The organism is Gemmobacter sp. (assembly GCF_046292685.1).
Taxonomy (GTDB): Bacteria; Pseudomonadota; Alphaproteobacteria; order Rhodobacterales; family Rhodobacteraceae; genus Wagnerdoeblera.
Genome location: NZ_JBKBQM010000026.1, coordinates 23,813 through 42,645, shown reverse-complemented (window position 1 = coordinate 42,645; position 18,833 = coordinate 23,813). Strand labels below are relative to the sequence as shown.

Sequence of the window (18,833 nt, the reverse complement as noted above, 5' to 3'; positions counted from 1 at the left end):
TCGACCCGGGCGATTTCGGAGCTGCGGCTGTCGTTCCGGTTGCGGCCTTCGGGGTTTCTGGGCCTGACGGGCGCGCGGCGCGTGCATCTGGACATCATCGACTACCCCGGCGAATGGCTGCTGGACCTGAGCCTGATGGACCTGTCGTATCAGACCTGGGCCGAAGGGGTGCTGGCCCGGGTGGCGGCGCGGCCCGAGGCGGCAGGCTATCTGGCCGGGTTGCAGGGGCTGGCGGATGCCGGGTGGGACGAGCCGCTGGCGCGACGGCTGGCGGATGGCTGGCGCGACCTGCTGGGCGCGCTGCGCCGGGCGGGGCTTTCGGACGTGACGCCGGGGCGGTTCCTGATGCCGGGCGAGCTGGAGGGGTCGCCCGCGTTGACCTTTGCGCCGGTGCCGCGCCCCGAAAGCCCGGCGCGCGGCGGCCTGTGGCGCGAGATGGAGCGGCGGTTCGACGCCTACAAGGCCCGGGTGGTGCGCCCGTTCTTTCGCGACCATTTCGCGCGCATCGACCGGCAGGTGGTGCTGGTGGATGCGCTGGAGGCGATTCATGCCGGGCCTGCGGCGCTGGAGGACATGCGCCGGGCGATGGCAGGTGTGCTGGCCGCGTTCCGGCCCGGACGCGGCGGGATGCTGGCCGAGCTGTTGCGCGGCAAGCGGGTGGAGCGCATCCTGTTTGCCGCGACGCGTGCCGACCACCTGCACCACACCCAGCATCCTCGCCTGACCGCCATTCTGGCCGCCATGCTGCGCGAGGCGCGCGACCGGGCGGATTATGCCGGGGCGGGCACCGCGGCGATGGCGATCGCGGCGTTGCGCGCCACCACCGAGGTGGAACTGGCGCGCGGCGGGCAGACGATTGCGGCGGTGCAGGGGGTGCTGCTGGGCACGGGTCGGCCGGCGGCGATGTATGCGGGCGACCTGCCGGCCGACCCTGCGCGGTTGCTGGACCCGGCCCGCCAGGGCGCCGAGACCTGGCTGGGCGGCGATTATGCGGTGATGCGCTTTGCCCCTGCGCCGCTGGACCTGGCGCCGGGCCAGGGGTTGCCGCATATCCGGCTGGACCGGGCGGCAGAGTTCCTGCTGGGCGACCGGCTGTAACGGTCAGTGAAAATCGCGGCTCGGGAACAGCACCCGGGCCTGATCGCGCGGGTGGCGGGCGCTGCGCGGGGCCGCGCGGGCGGCCACCGGGCGGCGCGCCTCGTCGCCGCGGCCGGCGGTCGGGTCGATGGTGGTGGCCTGCGGGTGTGCAAGACCGGCCAGCGACGGCGACAGATCCTCGACCCGTTCGGCGATGACGTGGATCACGGCGCCTTCCTGCTGCACGCGCCCGGTCACGCGCACCAGCCGCCCGCCGATCACCGCGCGGCGGAAGGCGGCATAGAGATTGGGCCAGACGATGACGTTGGCGGTGCCGGTTTCATCCTCCAGCGTCATGAAGATCACGCCCGAGGCGGTGCCGGGCCGCTGGCGGGTGATGACCAGCCCGCAGACCTGCACCCGGCCGCGGGCGCCGCCCAGGCCGGCATGGGCCGTCAGGCCCGGGATCGCGGGGCGCAGCAGCTCCATCGGGTGGGCGCGCAGCGACAGGCGCAAGGCGAGGTAATCCTCGATCATCTCCTCGCCCAGGGTCATGCGCGGCAGGTTGGCCACCGGCTCGGCCATGCCTTCGCCATCGGCGCCGAACAGCGGCAAGGGCCGCGGCCCCTGCAAGCCGCGCACTTGCCAGAGCGCATCGCGCCGGCCAAGCCCGAGGCAGGTGAAGCCGTCGGCCTCGGCCAGCCGTTCCAGCGCGGGCGGCGCCACCCCGGCCCGGCGCCAGACGCTTTCGATGTCGGGGTAGCCGTTGGCGCGGGCGGCGACGATCCATTCGGCATCCTCGGCGCGCAGGCCCTTGACCTGCCGGAACCCCAGCCGCAGCGCCAGCCGCCCGTCGCCGCGCCGTTCCAGTGTGCAGTCCCAGGCGGAATGCGTCACCGAGACGGGGCGCACCTCGACCCCGTGTTCGCGCAGGTCGCGCACGATCTGGGCCGGGGCGTAGAAGCCCATCGGCTGGCTGTTCAGCAGCGCGCAGGCGAAGGCCGCCGGGTGGTGGCATTTCAGCCAGGCCGAGGCATAGACCAGCAGCGCAAAGCTGGCAGCATGGCTTTCGGGAAAGCCGTATTCGCCGAAGCCCTCGATCTGGGCAAAGCAGCGCTCGGCGAAATCGGCGTCGTAGCCGCGGGCGCGCATGCCTTCCATGAAACGGTCGCGGAAGGTGCCGATGGTGCCCATGCGCTTGAAGGTGGCAAGGCTGCGCCGCAGGCGGTCGGCCTCCTCGGGGGTGAAGCCCGCGCCCACGATGGCGATCTGCATCGCCTGTTCCTGGAACAGCGGCACGCCCAGGGTCCGTTCCAGCACCGGGCGCAGGTCGCTGGAGGGCAGGTGCACCGGCTCCTTGCCCTGGCGGCGGTTGATGTAGGGGTGCACCATGCCGCCCTGGATCGGGCCGGGGCGCACGATGGCCACTTCGATCACCAGATCGTAGAACTTGCGCGGGCGCATGCGCGGCAGAAAGTTCAGCTGCGCCCGGCTTTCGACCTGGAACACCCCGATGGCATCGGCGCGGCACAGCATGTCGTAGGTGGCGGGGTCTTCCCTGGGCAGGTTTTCAAGGCTCAGGCGCGGGCCGCCATGCTGCGCGACCAGCTCGAACGACTTGCGGATGCAGGTCAGCATCCCGAGGCTGAGGATATCGACCTTGAGGATGCCCAGCGTGTCGATATCGTCCTTGTCCCATTCGATCACCGTGCGCCCTTCCATCGCGGCATTCTCGATCGGGCACAGCTCGTCCAGCCGGCCGCGGGTGATGACGAAACCGCCGACATGCTGCGACAGGTGGCGCGGAAAGCCGATGATCTCGGCGATCAGCTGCAAGGTCAGCGCCAACCGGGTATCGCGGGCATCCAACCCGATTTCGCCCAGCCGCGCCGGGTCGGGCGGGCTGGCCGACCAGCCCCAGCTTTGCCCGGCCAGTGCGGCCACGATATCGTCGGACAGGCCCATGACCTTGCCCACCTCGCGGATCGCGGCACGGGCGCGAAAATGGATCACGGTGGCGACCAGCCCGGCGCGGTGGCGGCCGTAACGGTCGTAGATCCACTGGATTACCTCCTCGCGGCGCTCGTGCTCGAAATCCACGTCGATGTCGGGCGGCTCGCCGCGCGCCTCGGACATGAACCGCTCGAACACCATCGAAATCACGTCGGGCGCCACTTCGGTGATGCCCAGCGCATAGCAGATCACCGAATTGGCCGCCGAGCCGCGCCCCTGACACAGGATGCCGCGGCTGCGGGCGAAATCGACGATGTCGTGGACGGTCAGGAAATAGGCGGCAAAGCCGAGCGTGCGGATAATGCGCAGCTCCTTGGCGACCTTGTCGGCCACGTCGGCCGGCACGCCGCCCGGAAAGCGGCGGTGCAGCCCCTGCCCGGTCAGCCGTTCCAGCCGGGCCTGGGGGGCCTCGTCGCCCGACACCTCGTCGGGGTATTCGTAGCTCAGGTCGTCCAGCGAAAAGCCGCAGCGCCCGGCGATGTCCAGCGTGCGGCGCAGCGCGGCCGGATGGTCGCGGAACAGGCGGGCCATCTCGGCCGGGGTCTTCAGGCGGCGCTCGGCATTGGGCAAGGCATGGCGACCGATGCGGTCGATGGTCAGGCCAAGGCGCAGGCAGGTCAGCACATCGGCCAGGCGGCGGCGGCGCCCGTGGTGCATCAGCACATCGCCCACCGCCACCATCGGCAAGCCCGCCTGCTGGCCCAGCGCCAGGATGGCATCGAAGCGGCGCCGGTCGCGCCCGTCATAGCGCGGGGCGGCGCCGATGAAACAGGCGCCCGGATAGCGCCGTGCCATGGCGCCCAGTTCCGACAGGTCCGCCCGGGGCAGGCGTCGGCTGCCTCCGGCGGGGATATTTGCATCAAGGTGAAGCAGGGGGTCGGGGACAAGGGCGATCAGCACCATCCCCTCGCAGGCCTCCTGCAGATCGGCGCGGGTCAGGTGGCACTGGCCCTTTTCCGCCCGCCCCTTGCCCAGAGAGAGCAGCCGCGACAACCGGGCATAGGCCGCGCGGTCGGCGGGCAGCGCCAGCCATTCGATCGCGCTGTCGGTCAGGGCCAGCCGCGCGCCCACGATCAGCCGCGGCAAGGGGCCGGGGGGCACCGCCAGCGGGGTGTGGCGGCCGAAATCCTGCCGGCTCGACGGGTCGGGGCGCGCCTGCGAGCGGATCGCCAGCGCGCCGTCGGCCCGGGCGCGGGCCAGTTCCTTCAGCGCCGCATGGGCACGCACCACCCCGGCCAGCGAGTTGCGGTCGGTGATCGCAATGGCCGCCAGCCCCAGATCGGCCGCGCGCGTCACCAGTTCCTCGGGGTGCGAGGCGCCCGTCAGAAAGGTGAAGTTCGAGGTGACGCACAGTTCGGCATAGGCGGGGGCTTCGGCCATGACGATCACCTTGGCGTGAACAGGCCGCAGAGCGGAAACTCGGGCGCCGTCGGGCCGTAGCTGCGGGCATGCCGGAACCGTTCCGGCGCCCACCAAGGAGATGCAAGATGCGCAAGACCCTGGCCGCGCTCATGGCCCTGACCGCCCTGTCGCTGACCGCCGCCCCCCGGCCTGCCCTGGCCGAAAACCCGATGGTCGGCGGCGCCCCGATGTTCGCCGACCGCACCATCGTCGAAAACGCGGTGAACTCTGCCGACCACACCACGCTGGTGGCGGCGGTGCAGGCCGCGGGCCTGGTCGAGGCGCTGCAAGGCCCCGGGCCCTTTACCGTCTTCGCCCCGGTGAATGCCGCCTTTGCCGCGCTGCCTGCGGGCACGGTGGAAACGCTGCTCAAGCCCGAAAACAAGCCCGCCCTGACCAAGGTGCTGACCGCGCATGTGGTGGCCGGCAAGCTGTCGGGGGCCGATCTGATGGCGCAGGCCCGCCGCGCCCGGGACGGTTACGTTCACCTTTCCACGCTGTCGGGCGATGCGCTGTCGGTCACCCTGCGCGGCAAGCGGCTTTATGTGGTGGACGAATCCGGCAACGCCGCCGAGGTGACCATCGCCGATGTGAACCAGTCGAACGGGGTCATCCATGTGGTGAACCGCGTGCTGCTGCCGAAGTGACGCAGGCCCGGGGGCAGGCGCAGGGCCTGCCCCTTTCACCTTGACCCAAATATCCCCGCCGGAGGCATCCGACGGGGCAACCGGCGCCCCGGGGGCGGACCTGGTGCTCATGCCGCTTCGCCTTGCACCGCCCAGGCGCCGTTCGCCGGGGTGTGAAAGGCCCAGAGCCGCGGGCCCTCGGCGGTTTCCACCTGCCAGTAGTCGCGCGGGCCGGCTGCCCAGGCCGGGTCGTCGAACCACCATTCGGGGGCGATGCGTTCGGGCCCCTGCGCGGCCTGCCCCGTCAGCCAGACCCCGCGCCAGCGGAAGCGGCACCCGGGCAAGGGCGGCCCGGCCAGCGGTTCGGGCGCGAACAGCGTGACGGGGCGGCCGGGCTGGGCATGCCAGGGCGCCGGCGGCGGCGGGGCAAAGGCGGCCGACACCACGCTGACAGCGCGTTCGGGAATGTGGCTTTCGGCCGGGTCCAGCCGTTCCAGCGCCTCGAAGCCCAAGCGGTTGGCCAGCCGCGTCACCAGGTCGGCCAGCCGGTCGGCGGCCGCCTCCTGCCCGGCGGAGGCAATCTGGCGCGGCGGCAGCGGGTCGGTGTCCAGCGCCACCAGCCGCATCGCGTCGATCCCGAAACCGGCATCCAGCCCGTCGAGCCGCGGCGCATAAAGCGCGGCGATTGCGGCCGCATCGCGCAAGGGGCGCGCCAGGCGCAGATCCACCGTCAGGGTGCTGCGGTCGACCCGCGCCAGTTCCAGCCGCAAGGCCCGGGCGCCGCGATGCGCCGCCTCCAGCCGCTGGAACAACCGCGCCAGCAGACGATCCAGCCCCGCCTGCACATCGGCCAGCAGCCCGATGGGTTCGGGCAGCGTCAGGCGCACCGCGGGCGCCACCGCAGGCGCTTCGGGCGCCAGCGGCTCGGGTGCAGCCCCCAGCGCCTGATCCAGCCGCAAGGTCGTCTCGGCGCCGAAGCGGCGCGCCAGCGTGGCGCGCGGCATCCCGACCAGGTCGCGGATGCGCCGCAACCCCAGCCGCGCCAGCGCCGCCGCCGTATCGGGCGCCAGCCGCAGCGCCGCCGGCGGCAGGTCGCCGATGGCCGCCAGCGTGCCCCCCGGTGCCGCCCGCCCGCCGCCGGCATGATGCGCCAGCGCCCAGGCGGCGCCCCGGGTATCGGCCAGCCCGGGCACCACGCCAAGCCCGGCGCGCTCCAGCCGGCCGGCGACCTCGGCCACCAGCGCGGCCTCGCCGCCGAACAGATGCGCAACCCCGGCGATGTCCAGCATCAGCCCGTCGGCCCCGTCGCGCGCCACCAGAGGCGAAAACCGCCCCGCCCAGCGGTGGAGCGCGCCCAGCAGCGCGGCATCGCGTTCGGGGGCGGCCGGCTGGCTGCGCAAGGCCGGGCACAGCGCCCGCGCATCGGCCAGCGTCATGCCCCGCGCCAGGCCCTGCGCCTCGGCCGCGGGGTTCAGGCAGGCCAGCCGGTCGGCATTGCCGGTGCGCGCCACAATGGCAAAGGGCCCCGGCTCGGCCCCGTGCCCGCGCAAGGCACGGTCCGAGGCAAGGCGCGGAAACCACAGGCAAAGCAGGCGGCGCTGACGCATGACACCCTTTTGGCGACTCGGCTTTTGTTCGCTTTATGTTCTAGCCACCTGTCGGCAAAAGTCCAGCGCGCCGCGGCGCGTCAGCCTCCGGCCTGACGCAAGGCGGCAGCCCGGGCGCGCAAATCCGCCGCCCGCGCCGCCAGTTCCGCCTCCGCCGGCTTGGCACGGCTCGGGGCGTCCGCCCCGGCCAGCAATTCGGGCAAGGGCGCCAGCTGCGGCCAGGGCGCCGCCTGGGCGGCCGCACTTTCCCGCGCCGCCACCTCGGGCACGCTGGCGCAGGCCGCCAGCACCGGCAGGCAGGCGGCAAGGCAAAGGGCGGCAGGCAGGCGCATCGGGCGGGCTCCGGTTCGGGTCGCGCGCAGCATAGGCCGGGGCCGCCATGCTGGGCAAGCCGCTCCGCCGCCAACCGGGCGCCCGGGGTTGAAATGAACGACCGTTCAGATAACATGTCGGCATGGCACGCAAGACCGGCTCGCATTCCGACATCACCGGCCCGCGCATCCGGGCCGCCGCCTTGCGGCTGTTTGCCCGCCACGGCTATGCCGCCGTGTCGATGCGCCAGATCGCGGCCGAGGTCGGGGTGCAGGCGGGGGCGCTTTACCTCTACACCCCCGACAAGCAGACCCTGCTGGCCGACCTGATGGCCGAACACCTGGAACAGGTGCTGGCGGCGCTGGCGGCCGAACCCCTGGCCGGCACCCCGGCCGACCGTCTGGCCGGCTTCGCCCGCTTTCACGTGGGCTTTCACCTCGAACGGCCCGAAGCGGTGTTCGTGGCCTACATGGAACTGCGCAACCTCGACCCGGACAATTTCGCCCGCATCGAAACCTTACGCCGCGCCTACGAGGCGCAGCTCGAAGCCATCCTGCGCGATGGCGTGGCCGCCGGCCTGTTCCGCATCCCCGATACCAAGCTGGCCACCCTGGCGCTGATCGCCATGCTCACCGGGGTGACGACCTGGTATCGCGAAGGCGGGCGGCTTTCGCGTGCCGATGTGGCCGAGATCTACGCCGACATGGCGCGCAAGGCGGTCGGCGCCTGAGCTTCACCTTGAAGCAAATATCCCCGGGCGGGGTCCGGGGCGGGCAGGCGGCCCGCCCCGGCGCGTCGGGGGCGCCCCCCGGGCGGCGGGCGGCCCCTCGATGGGGGCCCCGCCGCCGCCCCCTGCCGCCCCTTGCCCGACCGATCAGCCGATCAGCGGCGACGAGCCGCCATAGGTTTCCAGGTAATGCCGCCGCAGCCGGTCCAGCGCGATGCGCAGCACGATCTTGCCCGACCGCGCCGACCAGCCCAGCCGCTTTTCCGCCGCCTCCAGCCCCTCGAGGTGGCAGCAGCAGCGCAGCACCATGTCGCCCAGACCGGGGCCAAGGTCGCGCAAGGCCGCGGCCACCCGGTCGCGCGCGTCGCGCGGGCCCTCGGCCGGCCCGCGCCCGCCGGCAAAGTCGCCGCGCGCCCCCCCGGTCAGGAACCTGTCCCAGTTCTGCGCCACCCGCGGGCCCATCTGCGCCAGCTCGAAATCCTCGCGCAGCCGCTCGCCGGCGGCCACCTGCTCGGGGGTCAGGAACGGCTGGCCGTCCTTGTCGCGGCGCCGGCCCAGCAGCACCACCGGGCTTTCGGCCATGTTGCAGCGCACGCGACGCGGGCCGTCCTCCTCGGCCACGGCGCGTTCGCCCCAGACGCGGTGCTGCCCGGCGAAAACCTGCGGCGCCTCGGCCAGCCCCTGCGCCTGGGCGGCATCCTCCTCCAGCATCCGCTTCAGCGCGGCGCGGCCCACGGCCGTCACCTCGTAGGTGGAAATGCGCCCCGGCCGGCGGCAGGCGATCCAGTCCTTCAGCACGAAGGCCTGCGCCACTGCGCGATCGACCACCGCGGTGCGCGCCGACCGCCCGTCGGGAAATTCGCGCAGCACCGCGGCCTTTTCCATGTCGGGGGCAATCGCCAGCACCGCGCCCGGTTCGGCCAGACGGCGCAGGATGCGGCGGCCTTCGCGGGCCAGGGTGGCGGCATCGGTCAGCAAGGCTTGGGAACGCAACGGGGCGGTCATCGGCGGGGCTTCCTCTGGTTGGGCAAGGGTGCGGGCCTCGGCGGCCCGCACAAGGGTTTCCAGCGCCTCGTCCAGCAAGGGATCGTCGCGCCGGTTCTCGATACGCCGCACCTGGCGCAGCACCGTCGAGGCGCTCAGGCCCTCGCGCCGCGCGATTTCGCGCAGGCTCAGCCCGTCGCGGGCATGATCGAGATAGTGTCGCACCACGTCCGGCAGCCAGCCCGGCACCCGCACATCCGACGTCACGTTCCCCATCATCTTCCGTTCCAGTCCTCGACAGCCCCAAGCGGGCAACGGCAGCAACCTGACCCCCAGCCTGCGGCAACCCTGAGTTGAATTGGTTACGCACAGGTTAAGATCGGCTGATAACGCGATATTTGTTTCCAAAACCTAAACAATACCGAACACAGCGCGCGCCCGAACGGCAAAAAACGCAACGCCAGGTTGTTCGCGCTTATGGTTCTCCGACATCGGAAGGAGACTGCCATGACCGAACCGCTCAGCCTTTTCGCCTCGCTGCGCCGCCCGCGCCTGATGATCCGCGCGGCCCGTGCCGGGCTTGCCGAGTATCGGCGCGACCGCGATCTCAAGCGCCTGCTGGGGGCGACCCCGGCTCCGGAACGGGCGCTGCCCGCCTTGCTCGATGCCGAGGCGCGCGCCGAACAGACACGGCAAACGGGCGATGCCGCCTACAGCATCGCCCGCCATGTCGAATTGCTGATTGCCCTGATGGCCGAGGCGCGGCTGGCCGCGCGCACCCCGGCCTGAAGCGGCTTACAGGAAGGCGTCGGGCATCGACGCCTTCTTGCGCGCGACATAGTCGGTCAGACTGTCGCGGATGCCTTCGTCCAGCGCGGGTTGCTGGTAATCGCCCAGCATCTTCTGCACCCGGATCGTGGCCAACGCCTGCGTATCGCGGGCGCCTTCCTCGTCCCAGGTCTCGAAGGGCTTGTAATCCAGCAGGTCGCTGCGCCAGAAGGCATCCTTGAAATTGGCGCGCGTGTGGTCGCAGCCAAGGTAATGCCCGCCGGGGCCCACCTCGCGGATGGCGCTCATGGCCTGGCCGTTTTCCGAAACGTCCACCCCCCGCGCCAAGCCGTGCAGGATGCCCAGCTGGTCGGCATCCATCACGAACTTTTCGTAGGACGCGACCAGCCCGCCTTCCAGCCAGCCGCAGGCGTGCAGCATGAAGTTCACGCCGGACAGCAGGCCCATGTTCAGGCTGTTGGCCGATTCGTAAGCCGCCTGCGCATCGGGCAGCTTCGATCCGCAGAACGCACCCGCACTGCGGTAGGGTAGCCCCAGCCGCCGTGCCAGTTGCCCTGCGCCATAGGTAATCAGGCTGGCTTCCGGCGTGCCGAAGGTGGGCGCGCCGCTGTTCATGTCGATCGAGGTGACGAAGGCGCCGAAGATTACCGGCGCGCCGGGGCGCACCAGCTGGGAATAGGCCACGCCGGCCAGCACCTCGGCCAGCACCTGGGTCAGCGTGCCCGCCACCGTCACCGGCGCCATCGCGCCACCCACGATGAAGGGCGAGATGATCGCCGCCTGATTCGCCGCCGCATAAACCTCCAGCGCGCCCATCATGATGCCGTCGAAGGTGAGCGGGCTGTTGATGTTGATGAGGCTGGTCATCACCGTGTGCGAATCGACGAAATCCGCGCCGAACAGCAGCTTGCACATCTCGACCGAATCGGCGGCGCGTTCGGGGGCGGTGACCGACCCCATGAAGGGCTTGTCGCTGAGCGTCATGTGGGCCAGCAGCATGTCCAGATGGCGCTTGTTCACCGGAATGTCGGTGGGTTCGCACACCGTGCCGCCGGAATGGTGCAACCACCTGGACATGTAGCCCAGTTTCACGAAATTGTTGAAATCGGCCATGGTGGCATAGCGCCGCCCGCCGGCCGCATCGCGCACGAAGGGCGGGCCATAGACCGGGGCCAGCACCAGGTTGCGCCCGCCGATATCCACGTTGCGTTCCGGGTTGCGGGCATGCTGGGTAAAGCTGCGCGGCGCCGTGGCGCACAGCTTGCGCGCCAGCCCGCGGGGAATATGCACCCGTTCGCCGCGCACATCGGCGCCGGCGGCACGCCAGCGGTCCAGCGCGGCCGGATTTTCCACGAAGTTGACGCCGATCTCCTCCAGCACGGTTTCGGCGTTGTGCTCGATGATCTCCAGCGCCTCGGCGTTCAGCACCTCGAAATCCGGGATGTTGCGGGTGATGAAGCGCGCGGTCTCCAGGCTGACCGCCGTGCGCTCTGCCCGGCGTGCCGCCCCGCCGCCGCCCCGCGCTGCCCGCCGTCCGCCCATCTCGCTCATCACGCGCCCTCCGCTGGTTTCCCCTTTGCTTTTACTCCGGTCGCGCCCGCGCCGTGCCGCGTTTGCGTCGCTTCGCGCCCGAATCCGACATGCGCAAGGTCGCGGATCAACCGCGGCGCGGGAACAGTTCCTGCACGATCCCCGCGCCCAGCAGGTAGACCGAGGTGACCACCAGCCCCCAGTGCGCCCAGCTTTGCGGGTGGAAATCCACCCAGGCGGCCCAGGCGGCAAAGCCGGTCCAGGCCAGCGCCATCGGCAGCGTCACCGCGCGCCAGCGTTCGGTGCGCACCGGATGGACGAACTTGAACCGGGTGAACATCGTCAGCGCCAGCACCACCACCAGCCCCAGCGTGATCCAGAAATCCGGCTTCAGCGCAAAGATGACCAGGGCCACCATGTTCCAGCAGGCCGGAAAGCCGGCAAAGGAATTGTCCTTGGTCTTCATCCGGGTATCGGCGAAATACAGCGCCGAGGCGAAGGTGATGACGATGATCGCCACCCACCCCGTCCATCCGGGCAGCAGGCCGCTGGCGAACAACGCATAAGCCGGTATGAACACATAGGTCAGGTAGTCGATGATGAGGTCCAGCAAGACCCCGTCGATCAAGGGCGCCCGGGTCTTGACGCCATAGCGCCGCGCCAGCGGGCCATCGACGCCATCGACCACAAAGGCCACCACCAGCCACAGGAACATCATGTCCCAGTCGCCCTGCACAGCCGCCAGCATGGCCAGCATCGACCAGACCGCGCCGGTGGCAGTCAGCAGATGCACGGAATAGGCTTTGAATGTGTCGTTCATCCGCATTCTCTTGCCGGAAACGGCCGGACGTTGCAATCAGGCGCGCGGGTGGGCGCGGGCATAAACCTCGATCAGCCGCGCGGCATCCACCGCGGTATACCCTTGCGTGGTGGACAGCGAGGCGTGGCCCAGCAACTCCTGGATCGCGCGCAGGTCGCCGCCGGCGTTCAGCAGATGCGTCGCAAACGAATGGCGCAGCGCGTGCGGCGTGGCCGTGGCCGGCAGGCCGAGACGCGCGCGGGCACGCTCCATCGCCATCTGCACCAGCCGCGGCGACAGCGCCCCGCCGCGCGCGCCCAGAAACAGCGGGCCGTCGGGGGCAATCTCCTGCGGGCACAGCGCCACATACCGCGCCACCGCGGCCTGCGCCGCCGGCAGCACCGGCACCAGCCGTTCCTTGCCGCCCTTGCCGACGATCCGCAGCGAGTCGCGCAACGGATGGTCGGCGCCGCGCAGGCCCAGCGCCTCGGAAATGCGCAGGCCGCAGCCGTAAAGCAGCGTGACGACCGCGGTATCGCGCGCCGCGATCCAGTCGGCGCCCGCGTCTGCCCCGACCTCGGGCAACACCGCACGGGCGGCATCGGGCGCCAGCGGGCGCGGCAGCTTGCGCCGATAGCGGGGCGCGCGCGCGGCCAGCAGTTGCGTGGCATCGGCACCGCTGCGGTCGGAGAGCCAGCGGGTAAAGGACTTGATGGCAGAGACGCGCCGCGCCAGCGACCGGGCGCCGACCCCGCGCCCCTGTTCCTGCGCCAGGAACGCGCGCAGGTCGGCCTTGGGCAAACCGGCCAGCGCGGCCAACCCTTCGCCCCCGCCACGGTGTTCGGCCAGAAACGCCAGCCAGCGCCCGACATCGCCGGCATAGGCCGCCAGCGTGGCCGGCGACGCGCCATCCAGCGCCTTGCGCTGCGCCAGCCAGTCGGCCAGGGCCGCGCGCGCCGCCGGCGCGATGCCCGGATGGTCGGTCACGCCAACCAGCGGCGCATCACGCGCTCGAACACGGCGGCGAAATGCGCCAGCAGGTCGGTGCCTTGCGCGGGGCGGAACTGGTGCGGGTCTTCGGCGCCCAGCACCAGCAAGCCCGGCAACCGCCCCGGCCCCAGGTCCAGCCGCAACCCGGCCTCGGAGCGCACATGCGCCGCCATCGCGCCATGCACCCGGTCGGACACCGGCAGGGTCTGGCGCAGCACCACGGGCCGCACCGGCCCCTTGCGCCCGGCGGTCAGCCAGGCCTCGACGAAACCCGGTTCGACCACGCAGATCACATCGCCCAGCCGCTGCAAGGCGGCCGTGCCGCCCTGCTGGCTTTCCAGCACCAGCCGCAGCGTATCGACCCGCAGCGTCGGCGCGATGCGCGTGGTCAGCCCGGAAAGGAACGCCTCGAAGGTCAGCGGCTCCAGCAGTTGCAGCACGGCGCGGTGCACGATGTTGGTGCCGGCCAGGTTTTCATAGGCCGCCGCGATCACGCCGCGGTGGGTATCCTCCAGCCGGCCCAGCTGCCCTTCCAGCCGCCTCAGCGCCACGCCGCGCAGATCGACGATGTTTTCGCCCATCGCCCGGTCGTTGGCGGCAATCAGGGCGCGCATCACCTCGGCATCGTCCAGCACCGCATCGGGGTCCGAAAGGATAAGGTCGCGCACGTCCTCGGTCAGGCCGATGCGGCCTGCCTGCCCTGCCCTTGCCGTCATGCCGGTCTCCGGTCTGTTCACTGCCCTGGGGCGTATCCTACACGACTTCGTGCGCAAGGCGGAGAGGTTTTTTTCCGGCCCGCGCCGGGGGCTTAGAGGATCTTCTGCCCGGTGCGTGCCCAGTCGGCGTTGAACTGGTCCAGCCCCTTGTCGGTCAGCACGTGGCTGGCCATCGCCTTGATGACGGCGGGCGGGGCGGTGGCCACGTCGGCGCCGACAAGGGCGGCTTCCTTCATGTGGTTGGCCGACCGGATCGAGGCCGCAAGGATCTGCGTCTTGAAATCGTAGTTGTCGTAGATGGTGCGGATATCGGCGATCAGCTCCATCCCGTCGAGGTTGATGTCGTCCAGCCGGCCGATGAACGGGCTGATGAAGGTGGCCCCGGCCTTGGCCGCCAGCAGCGCCTGGTTGGCCGAGAAGCAGAGCGTCACGTTGACCATGAAGCCTTCGCCGGTCAGCACCTTGCAGGCTTTCAGGCCGTCCCAGGTCAGCGGCACCTTGACGGCGATGTTGGGGGCAATGGCGGCCAGCTTGCGCCCTTCGGCGATCATGCCGGCGGCGTCGGGGGCCACCACTTCGGCAGAGACGGGGCCCGAAACCAGCGCGCAGATTTCGCGCGTGACCTCCAGGATGTCGCGGCCCGACCTGAGGATCAGCGAGGGGTTGGTGGTCACGCCATCGACCATGCCCAGGTCGTTCAGCTCGGCAATGGCGGCAACATCGGCGGTATCGACAAAGAATTTCATGGCGCGTCCTCGGGGTCGGTTCGGCGGCCTTCTAGCATGGCGGGGCCGGGGTGCAAAGCCCGGCCCCTTTTGCTGCGTCAGTGCGCGGGGCGAATGAAGGTGCCGTTGCGCAATTCCCTGACCGCCTGACGGATTTCTTCGGCGGTGTTCATCACGATCGGGCCGTGCCAGGCGACCGGCTCCTTGATCGGGGCGCCCGCCACCAGCAGAAAGCGGATGCCTTCGGGCCCGGCCTTGACCGTCACCTCGTCGCCATTGCCGAACTGCACCAGCGTGCGGTTGCCCGACATGTCGCGGATGTTCACCTCTTGCCCGCGGATTTCCTTTTCCAGCAGCACGCCGCGCGGGTTGGCGGCATCGGCGAACTTGCCCGCGCCTTCGAACACATAGGCAAAGGCGTTGCGGCGCGTATCCACCGGAAAGACCTTGCGCTTGCCCGGCGGCACGTAGATGTCGAGGTAAAGCGGTTCCGCCGCAATCCCATCGACCGGGCCGGTCTTGCCCCAGAAATCGCCGATGATGACCTTGACCACGGTGCCGTCGTCATCGAGGATTTCGGGAATGTCGCGGCCCTTCACATCCTGATAGCGCGGTGCGGTCATCTTGAGGTGGCTGGGCAGGTTAGCCCAGAGCTGAAACCCGTGCATCTGGCCGCGCGCGTTCCCCTGAGGCATTTCCTGGTGCAGGATGCCGGAACCGGCGGTCATCCACTGCACGTCGCCCGCGCCCAGACGGCCGCGGTTGCCCAAACTGTCGCCATGTTCGACCGTGCCGGCCAGCACATAGGTGATGGTCTCGATCCCGCGGTGCGGGTGCCAGGGAAAACCGGCCTGATAGTCGCCGGGCCGTTCGCCGCGGAAATCGTCGAACAGCAGAAAGGGGTCGTGGCGCTTGGGGTCGTGAAACCCGAAGGCGCGGTGCAGCTTCACGCCGGCGCCTTCCATGGTGGGCATGGCGCGGGCTTCGTGAGCAACGGGGCGGATCGACATGGGAACCTCCGGGGTGTCTGGTGTTGCAGCCAATCTAGGGCGCGCCCACCTGTGGAAAAAGGCGCAAGGCAGACGGGTGCGCTGTGCCTTTGCGCACAAGCTTTGCCTTTCGGGGCCAGGGTCGCTATGTCCGGCGCAGACCCAGGGGGGGACGACCATGACCGAAGACGACGACAACGACCGGGGCCGCGACCAGGACGACAACCGCGTCTTGGCCCGGCTTTACCCTTCGGCCCCGCGCCGGATCGTGGGCACCGGCATTCTTGCGGCGCTGGGGGGCCTCTTGGTCTGGGTTGCGTTCCGCCATCCGCCGGCCGAGGCGATCTGGCAGGCCTTTCTGCTGCTGACCGGCGGGCTTGCGCTGTGGCTGGCGGTGCGGCTGTGGCAATCCACCGCGCAGGGGTTGGAGCTGACCGCGGCCGAACTGCGCGAAACCGGCAGCGGGCGGGTGCTGGCGCGCTTCGACGAGATCGAGGCCGTGGACCGCGGGCCGTTCGCCGTAAAACCCACCGCCGGCTTTGCCTTGCGCCTGCGCCGCCCCGGCCCGCGCGCCTGGATGCCGGGCCTGTGGTGGCGGGTCGGCCGCCGCGTAGGCGTGGGCGGCGTGACCCACCGGCACGAAGCGCGCTTCATGGCCGAACTGCTGGACGAACGGCTGAAGCGGCGCGCCGCCGGGATCAGCTGATCGGCAAGGGCGACAGGAACCTCGGCCGCACCACGGTGAATTCGTACATCGTGCGCCGCTGCAACCCGACCCAGAACGCCGGGCTGAACCGGCGCCAGGTTTCCACCACGATCACCGTGTCCGCATTGGCCAGAATCGGCAGCCGGTCGCGCTGGGTGGCCAAGGTGGCGGTGGTGTAGGCCGGCGCGCGCGTGGCATTGGTGGTGCGCGACCACAGCACGTTGTAGGTGTTGGTCCCCGCGTTGAACTGCACCGAGGTCACGCGCATCCAGGTCTGTTCGGGCGTGTTCACCATGTAGCGGAACACCTGGTGCATCCCGTTGATGAACGCCGTGTTCACCGCGTTGTTCTCGCGCGAAATCATGTCAGCCACGACATAGGTCGCCTTGACCGAGGTGTTCTGGGCGCGGAATGCATCCCAGTAGACGAACATCGCCATGAACACCCACAGCAGCAGCGGCATCACCAGGATCGCCTCGACCGAGATGATGCCCCCCTCCTCCTGCCGGAAGCGGCGCAGACGATGTGCGATGGCGTTGCGCATGGCGGCCCCTAACGCGGTTCGTTGACAAAGGCCGATGCAACGGCCAGCTGATACCCGCCCGAGGCATCGCGCTGCAGGCGCAGCCCGAGCCGGGTGGTCGGAAAGAACGGGTCGAACACGGCGCAGGCGCGAATCGTCACCAGCTCGTTCGTGCCGCCCTGGTTGAACTGCAAGGCCGGCTGCACGTTGGTGGCGCGGTTGACGCAGGTGGCCGAATTGGTGAACCCGGTCCAGGTGGTGCGGTCGATCACCCGCATTTCCAGCATCATGTCGGTCAGGCAATCGGGCATCAGGGTGGCCTGCTGGCACACCTTTTCGCGCACCTGCGCCATGGTGGGGGCATTGCCCATCGCCCCCACCCGCAGGTCGCGCACGGCGATATCCAGCGCCCGCTCCATCATCACGATACGCAAGGTGGCATAGCCGGCCTCGAACGACGACATCAGGATGGTCAGGAACACCGGCAGAACAATGACGAAATCCACGGTGATCGATCCGTCCTGGTCGCCCAGGAACCGGCGCGGCCATGCCAGAAGCCGCCGCAACAGGTTCATTGCGTCAACCTCAAGGCGCTGATCTGCACGCGGATGCTGCGGAAGGCGTTGGCGATATCCAGCCCGGCCACGTCGTAGAAGCGGTTGGGCGAGGCACAGTTGCGGATCACGTTCGCCCCGCCGACCGGCGCCTCGAAGGCGATGCCGAAGATCACGACGTTCTGCTGCTTGACCAGCGTGCACAGCGTGTTCAGCCGATTGTCCATCGTCGAGACCTCGTGCGGGCCCGAGCCGATCAGGGTGCCTTCGCGGACGCGTAGCGTGTTCAGGTGGCTGGCCAGCGTGCCGCCCAGGGCGCGCACATACATCTGCTGTGCCACCCACTGCACCCGCAGCTGCTGCCAGACGGTCTGCCAATCCAGCGGGGTGGCAGTGGCGGTGGGCACGCAGCTCCAGGTGGTGCAGGTGGTCGAGCCGGCCCAGGGCACCGCGCGCCATTCGCTGCGGTGCGGCACCCAGTATTTGCTGGTGCCCGATCGGCCCGCATGGAAGATCGAATAGTAGCCGTCGCTGTGGCGGTAGATGATCGAGGGGCCCGAACGGTAGCCGTCGGCGATCTTTTCGTTCGGCCAGTGTTCCCCGTCGGTCATCAGCACGATGACCTTCAGGTTTTCCGGATCGTCGTAGTCGCGCGGACGGTTGCGGAAATAGCTCGGCACGATCCCGGCATCCACCAGGCTGTTCACCAGCGAGCGGGCCGAGGGGTCGAGCAGCGCCGACCCCCAGCGCAGCCCGGCGTCGATCGACGTCGCACCCACCGCCTCCATCGCGTTGATCTGGTTGACCAGCGTGGTGCGGTTGTTGCTGAACACGCGCACGCGGTTGTTGGCATTGGGCATGCACCAGATGTTGCTGGTGCCTGGCGCCATGTTGGTGGTGCTCCAGCCCGAACTGGTGTTCGAGGTGTTGAAGGTGTCCGCCGCGGCATGCTGCGGCATTGGCGCGGTGCGCGACAGCGGCAGCGTGGTATAGGCCGAAGCCGGCAGGTCGATGCAATGCGAGAAGTTGTGCCGGTCGGTCAGGTTGAAGCGCGACAGCAGGTCGGGCCCGACGTTGACCTGCCCGTTGTAAGGCACGACCGAGATCGAGACGCGGTTTTCCGTGTCTTCCTGCAACAGCGCGTTGACGAATTCCGTTGCGGCCGATTTCAGCAGCGTCATCTTTGTGCCCGCCATCGAGCCCGAGATGTCCAGCACCAGCGAGATTTCCACGTTGGTGCGCCGTTCCACCGCGGTTCCGGCCGCAACCGACCGCAACTGGTCGATGCCCATCATGTGCATGAAATAGGGCCGTGTCACCGTGCGGGTGTCGGCCCGCACGCTGCGGTAGTTCAGGCCCTGGTCCAGCGTCACGCCCATCAGCGCATCGCTCAGCTGCGCCTTCTGGAACCAGTCCTCGACCACCTGCACCGGCGGGCGTTCCTGCCGCATCGAGGCGGCGGCCAGGGCCGCCGTGTCGGCCGTGGCCTGGATGCGCGAGCGTTCGGCCTCGTAGCGCATGAGGTCCACCGCCATGCCGCCCAGGAACAGCATGATCGTCAGGATCACCAGCGCAAAGAACACCATGCTGCCGTCTTCGGAACGCCGGAAAGCCGCCCCGCGCCGCAACAGTCGCCGAACCCGGGACAGTTGCGACCGGCGCCATTGCCGCTTGCCTGCGCCATTCTGGTTTCTGTCGAACATGCTTCACCCTCTGCACCGAAGCCGCAGCCGAGGTCCGGCCGCACGCCACCCGTTCCCTTGTA

Annotated in this window: 18 protein-coding genes; 5 read left to right on the top strand and 13 right to left on the bottom strand. The window is 69.9% G+C overall.

The window, feature by feature from the left end; genetic code table 11:
- Nucleotides 1-1,098, top strand: a 1,098-nt coding sequence (locus ACK4S2_RS09050) for a YcjX family protein (protein WP_409623241.1), incomplete at its 5' end; no start/stop codon positions are given.
- Between the two features lie 3 nt (nucleotides 1,099-1,101).
- Here ACK4S2_RS09050 and ACK4S2_RS09045 read toward each other — a convergent pair.
- The gene (locus ACK4S2_RS09045) at nucleotides 1,102-4,470 is read right to left on the bottom strand and encodes an error-prone DNA polymerase (protein ID WP_409623238.1); all 3,369 of its coding nucleotides are present in this window, start codon (nucleotides 4,468-4,470) and stop codon (nucleotides 1,102-1,104) included.
- 107 nt (nucleotides 4,471-4,577) lie between these two features.
- On the opposite strand from ACK4S2_RS09045, the gene ACK4S2_RS09040 reads away from it, so the two are divergent.
- Entirely contained in the window at nucleotides 4,578-5,138 is a 561-nt protein-coding gene (locus tag ACK4S2_RS09040) for a fasciclin domain-containing protein (RefSeq protein ID WP_409623235.1), read from the top strand.
- 107 nt (nucleotides 5,139-5,245) lie between these two features.
- Here ACK4S2_RS09040 and ACK4S2_RS09035 read toward each other — a convergent pair whose 3' ends face one another.
- A complete protein-coding gene (locus tag ACK4S2_RS09035; RefSeq protein ID WP_409623232.1) occupies nucleotides 5,246-6,724 on the bottom strand; it encodes a Y-family DNA polymerase in 1,479 nt (492 codons plus the stop codon).
- A gap of 80 nt (nucleotides 6,725-6,804) precedes the next feature.
- Complete coding sequence (locus tag ACK4S2_RS09030; RefSeq protein WP_409623229.1) at nucleotides 6,805-7,056, bottom strand: hypothetical protein; 252 nt, start codon at nucleotides 7,054-7,056, stop codon at nucleotides 6,805-6,807.
- 122 nt (nucleotides 7,057-7,178) lie between these two features.
- Here ACK4S2_RS09030 and ACK4S2_RS09025 point away from each other — a divergent pair, with 122 nt between their 5' ends.
- Entirely contained in the window at nucleotides 7,179-7,766 is a 588-nt protein-coding gene (locus tag ACK4S2_RS09025; protein ID WP_409623226.1) for a TetR/AcrR family transcriptional regulator, read from the top strand.
- A gap of 144 nt (nucleotides 7,767-7,910) precedes the next feature.
- Here ACK4S2_RS09025 and ACK4S2_RS09020 read toward each other — a convergent pair whose 3' ends face one another.
- Nucleotides 7,911-9,026, bottom strand: coding sequence for a DUF6456 domain-containing protein (locus ACK4S2_RS09020; RefSeq protein ID WP_409623223.1), 1,116 nt, complete (start codon nucleotides 9,024-9,026; stop codon nucleotides 7,911-7,913).
- 228 nt (nucleotides 9,027-9,254) lie between these two features.
- Here ACK4S2_RS09020 and ACK4S2_RS09015 point away from each other — a divergent pair, with 228 nt between their 5' ends.
- Nucleotides 9,255-9,536: a DUF6477 family protein gene (locus ACK4S2_RS09015; RefSeq protein ID WP_409623219.1), complete on the top strand. Its 282-nt coding sequence runs from the start codon at nucleotides 9,255-9,257 to the stop codon at nucleotides 9,534-9,536.
- Between the two features lie 6 nt (nucleotides 9,537-9,542).
- Here the strand turns inward: ACK4S2_RS09015 and ACK4S2_RS09010 are convergent, their stop codons facing one another.
- The 6 genes from ACK4S2_RS09010 to ACK4S2_RS08985 form a co-directional block, all read right to left on the bottom strand.
- Nucleotides 9,543-11,087: a trimethylamine methyltransferase family protein gene (locus tag ACK4S2_RS09010; protein ID WP_409623216.1), complete on the bottom strand. Its 1,545-nt coding sequence runs from the start codon at nucleotides 11,085-11,087 to the stop codon at nucleotides 9,543-9,545.
- Nucleotides 11,088-11,193: 106 nt separating this feature from the next.
- Entirely contained in the window at nucleotides 11,194-11,886 is a 693-nt protein-coding gene (locus ACK4S2_RS09005; protein ID WP_409623213.1) for a CDP-alcohol phosphatidyltransferase family protein, read from the bottom strand.
- 36 nt (nucleotides 11,887-11,922) lie between these two features.
- Nucleotides 11,923-12,852 (bottom strand): tyrosine recombinase XerC, encoded by a 930-nt coding sequence (locus ACK4S2_RS09000; RefSeq protein ID WP_409623209.1) that lies wholly within the window; start codon nucleotides 12,850-12,852, stop codon nucleotides 11,923-11,925.
- Entirely contained in the window at nucleotides 12,849-13,571 is a 723-nt protein-coding gene (locus ACK4S2_RS08995) for a DUF484 family protein (protein ID WP_409623206.1), read from the bottom strand. The genes ACK4S2_RS09000 and ACK4S2_RS08995 overlap by 4 nt, the downstream gene beginning before the upstream one ends.
- Nucleotides 13,572-13,663: 92 nt before the next feature.
- Nucleotides 13,664-14,317: a fructose-6-phosphate aldolase gene (gene fsa / locus ACK4S2_RS08990; protein ID WP_409623203.1), complete on the bottom strand. Its 654-nt coding sequence runs from the start codon at nucleotides 14,315-14,317 to the stop codon at nucleotides 13,664-13,666.
- Between the two features lie 77 nt (nucleotides 14,318-14,394).
- Nucleotides 14,395-15,306, bottom strand: coding sequence for a pirin family protein (locus tag ACK4S2_RS08985; protein WP_409623200.1), 912 nt, complete (start codon nucleotides 15,304-15,306; stop codon nucleotides 14,395-14,397).
- A gap of 157 nt (nucleotides 15,307-15,463) precedes the next feature.
- On the opposite strand from ACK4S2_RS08985, the gene ACK4S2_RS08980 reads away from it, so the two are divergent.
- Nucleotides 15,464-15,991, top strand: a complete 528-nt coding sequence (locus ACK4S2_RS08980; RefSeq protein ID WP_409623197.1) for a hypothetical protein — start codon at nucleotides 15,464-15,466, stop codon at nucleotides 15,989-15,991.
- Here the strand turns inward: ACK4S2_RS08980 and ACK4S2_RS08975 are convergent.
- The 3 genes from ACK4S2_RS08975 to ACK4S2_RS08965 are packed head-to-tail and all read right to left on the bottom strand — an operon-like array spanning nucleotide 15,984 to nucleotide 18,771.
- On the bottom strand, nucleotides 15,984-16,535 hold the full coding sequence (locus ACK4S2_RS08975; protein WP_409623194.1) for a TadE/TadG family type IV pilus assembly protein: 552 nt from the start codon (nucleotides 16,533-16,535) through the stop codon (nucleotides 15,984-15,986). The genes ACK4S2_RS08980 and ACK4S2_RS08975 overlap by 8 nt on opposite strands.
- Nucleotides 16,536-16,543: 8 nt before the next feature.
- Nucleotides 16,544-17,089 (bottom strand): TadE/TadG family type IV pilus assembly protein, encoded by a 546-nt coding sequence (locus ACK4S2_RS08970; protein WP_409623191.1) that lies wholly within the window; start codon nucleotides 17,087-17,089, stop codon nucleotides 16,544-16,546.
- Complete coding sequence (locus ACK4S2_RS08965; protein ID WP_409623188.1) at nucleotides 17,086-18,771, bottom strand: pilus assembly protein TadG-related protein; 1,686 nt, start codon at nucleotides 18,769-18,771, stop codon at nucleotides 17,086-17,088. Before ACK4S2_RS08965 ends, ACK4S2_RS08970 begins: the two co-directional genes overlap by 4 nt.
- Nucleotides 18,772-18,833 lie beyond the last annotated feature (62 nt).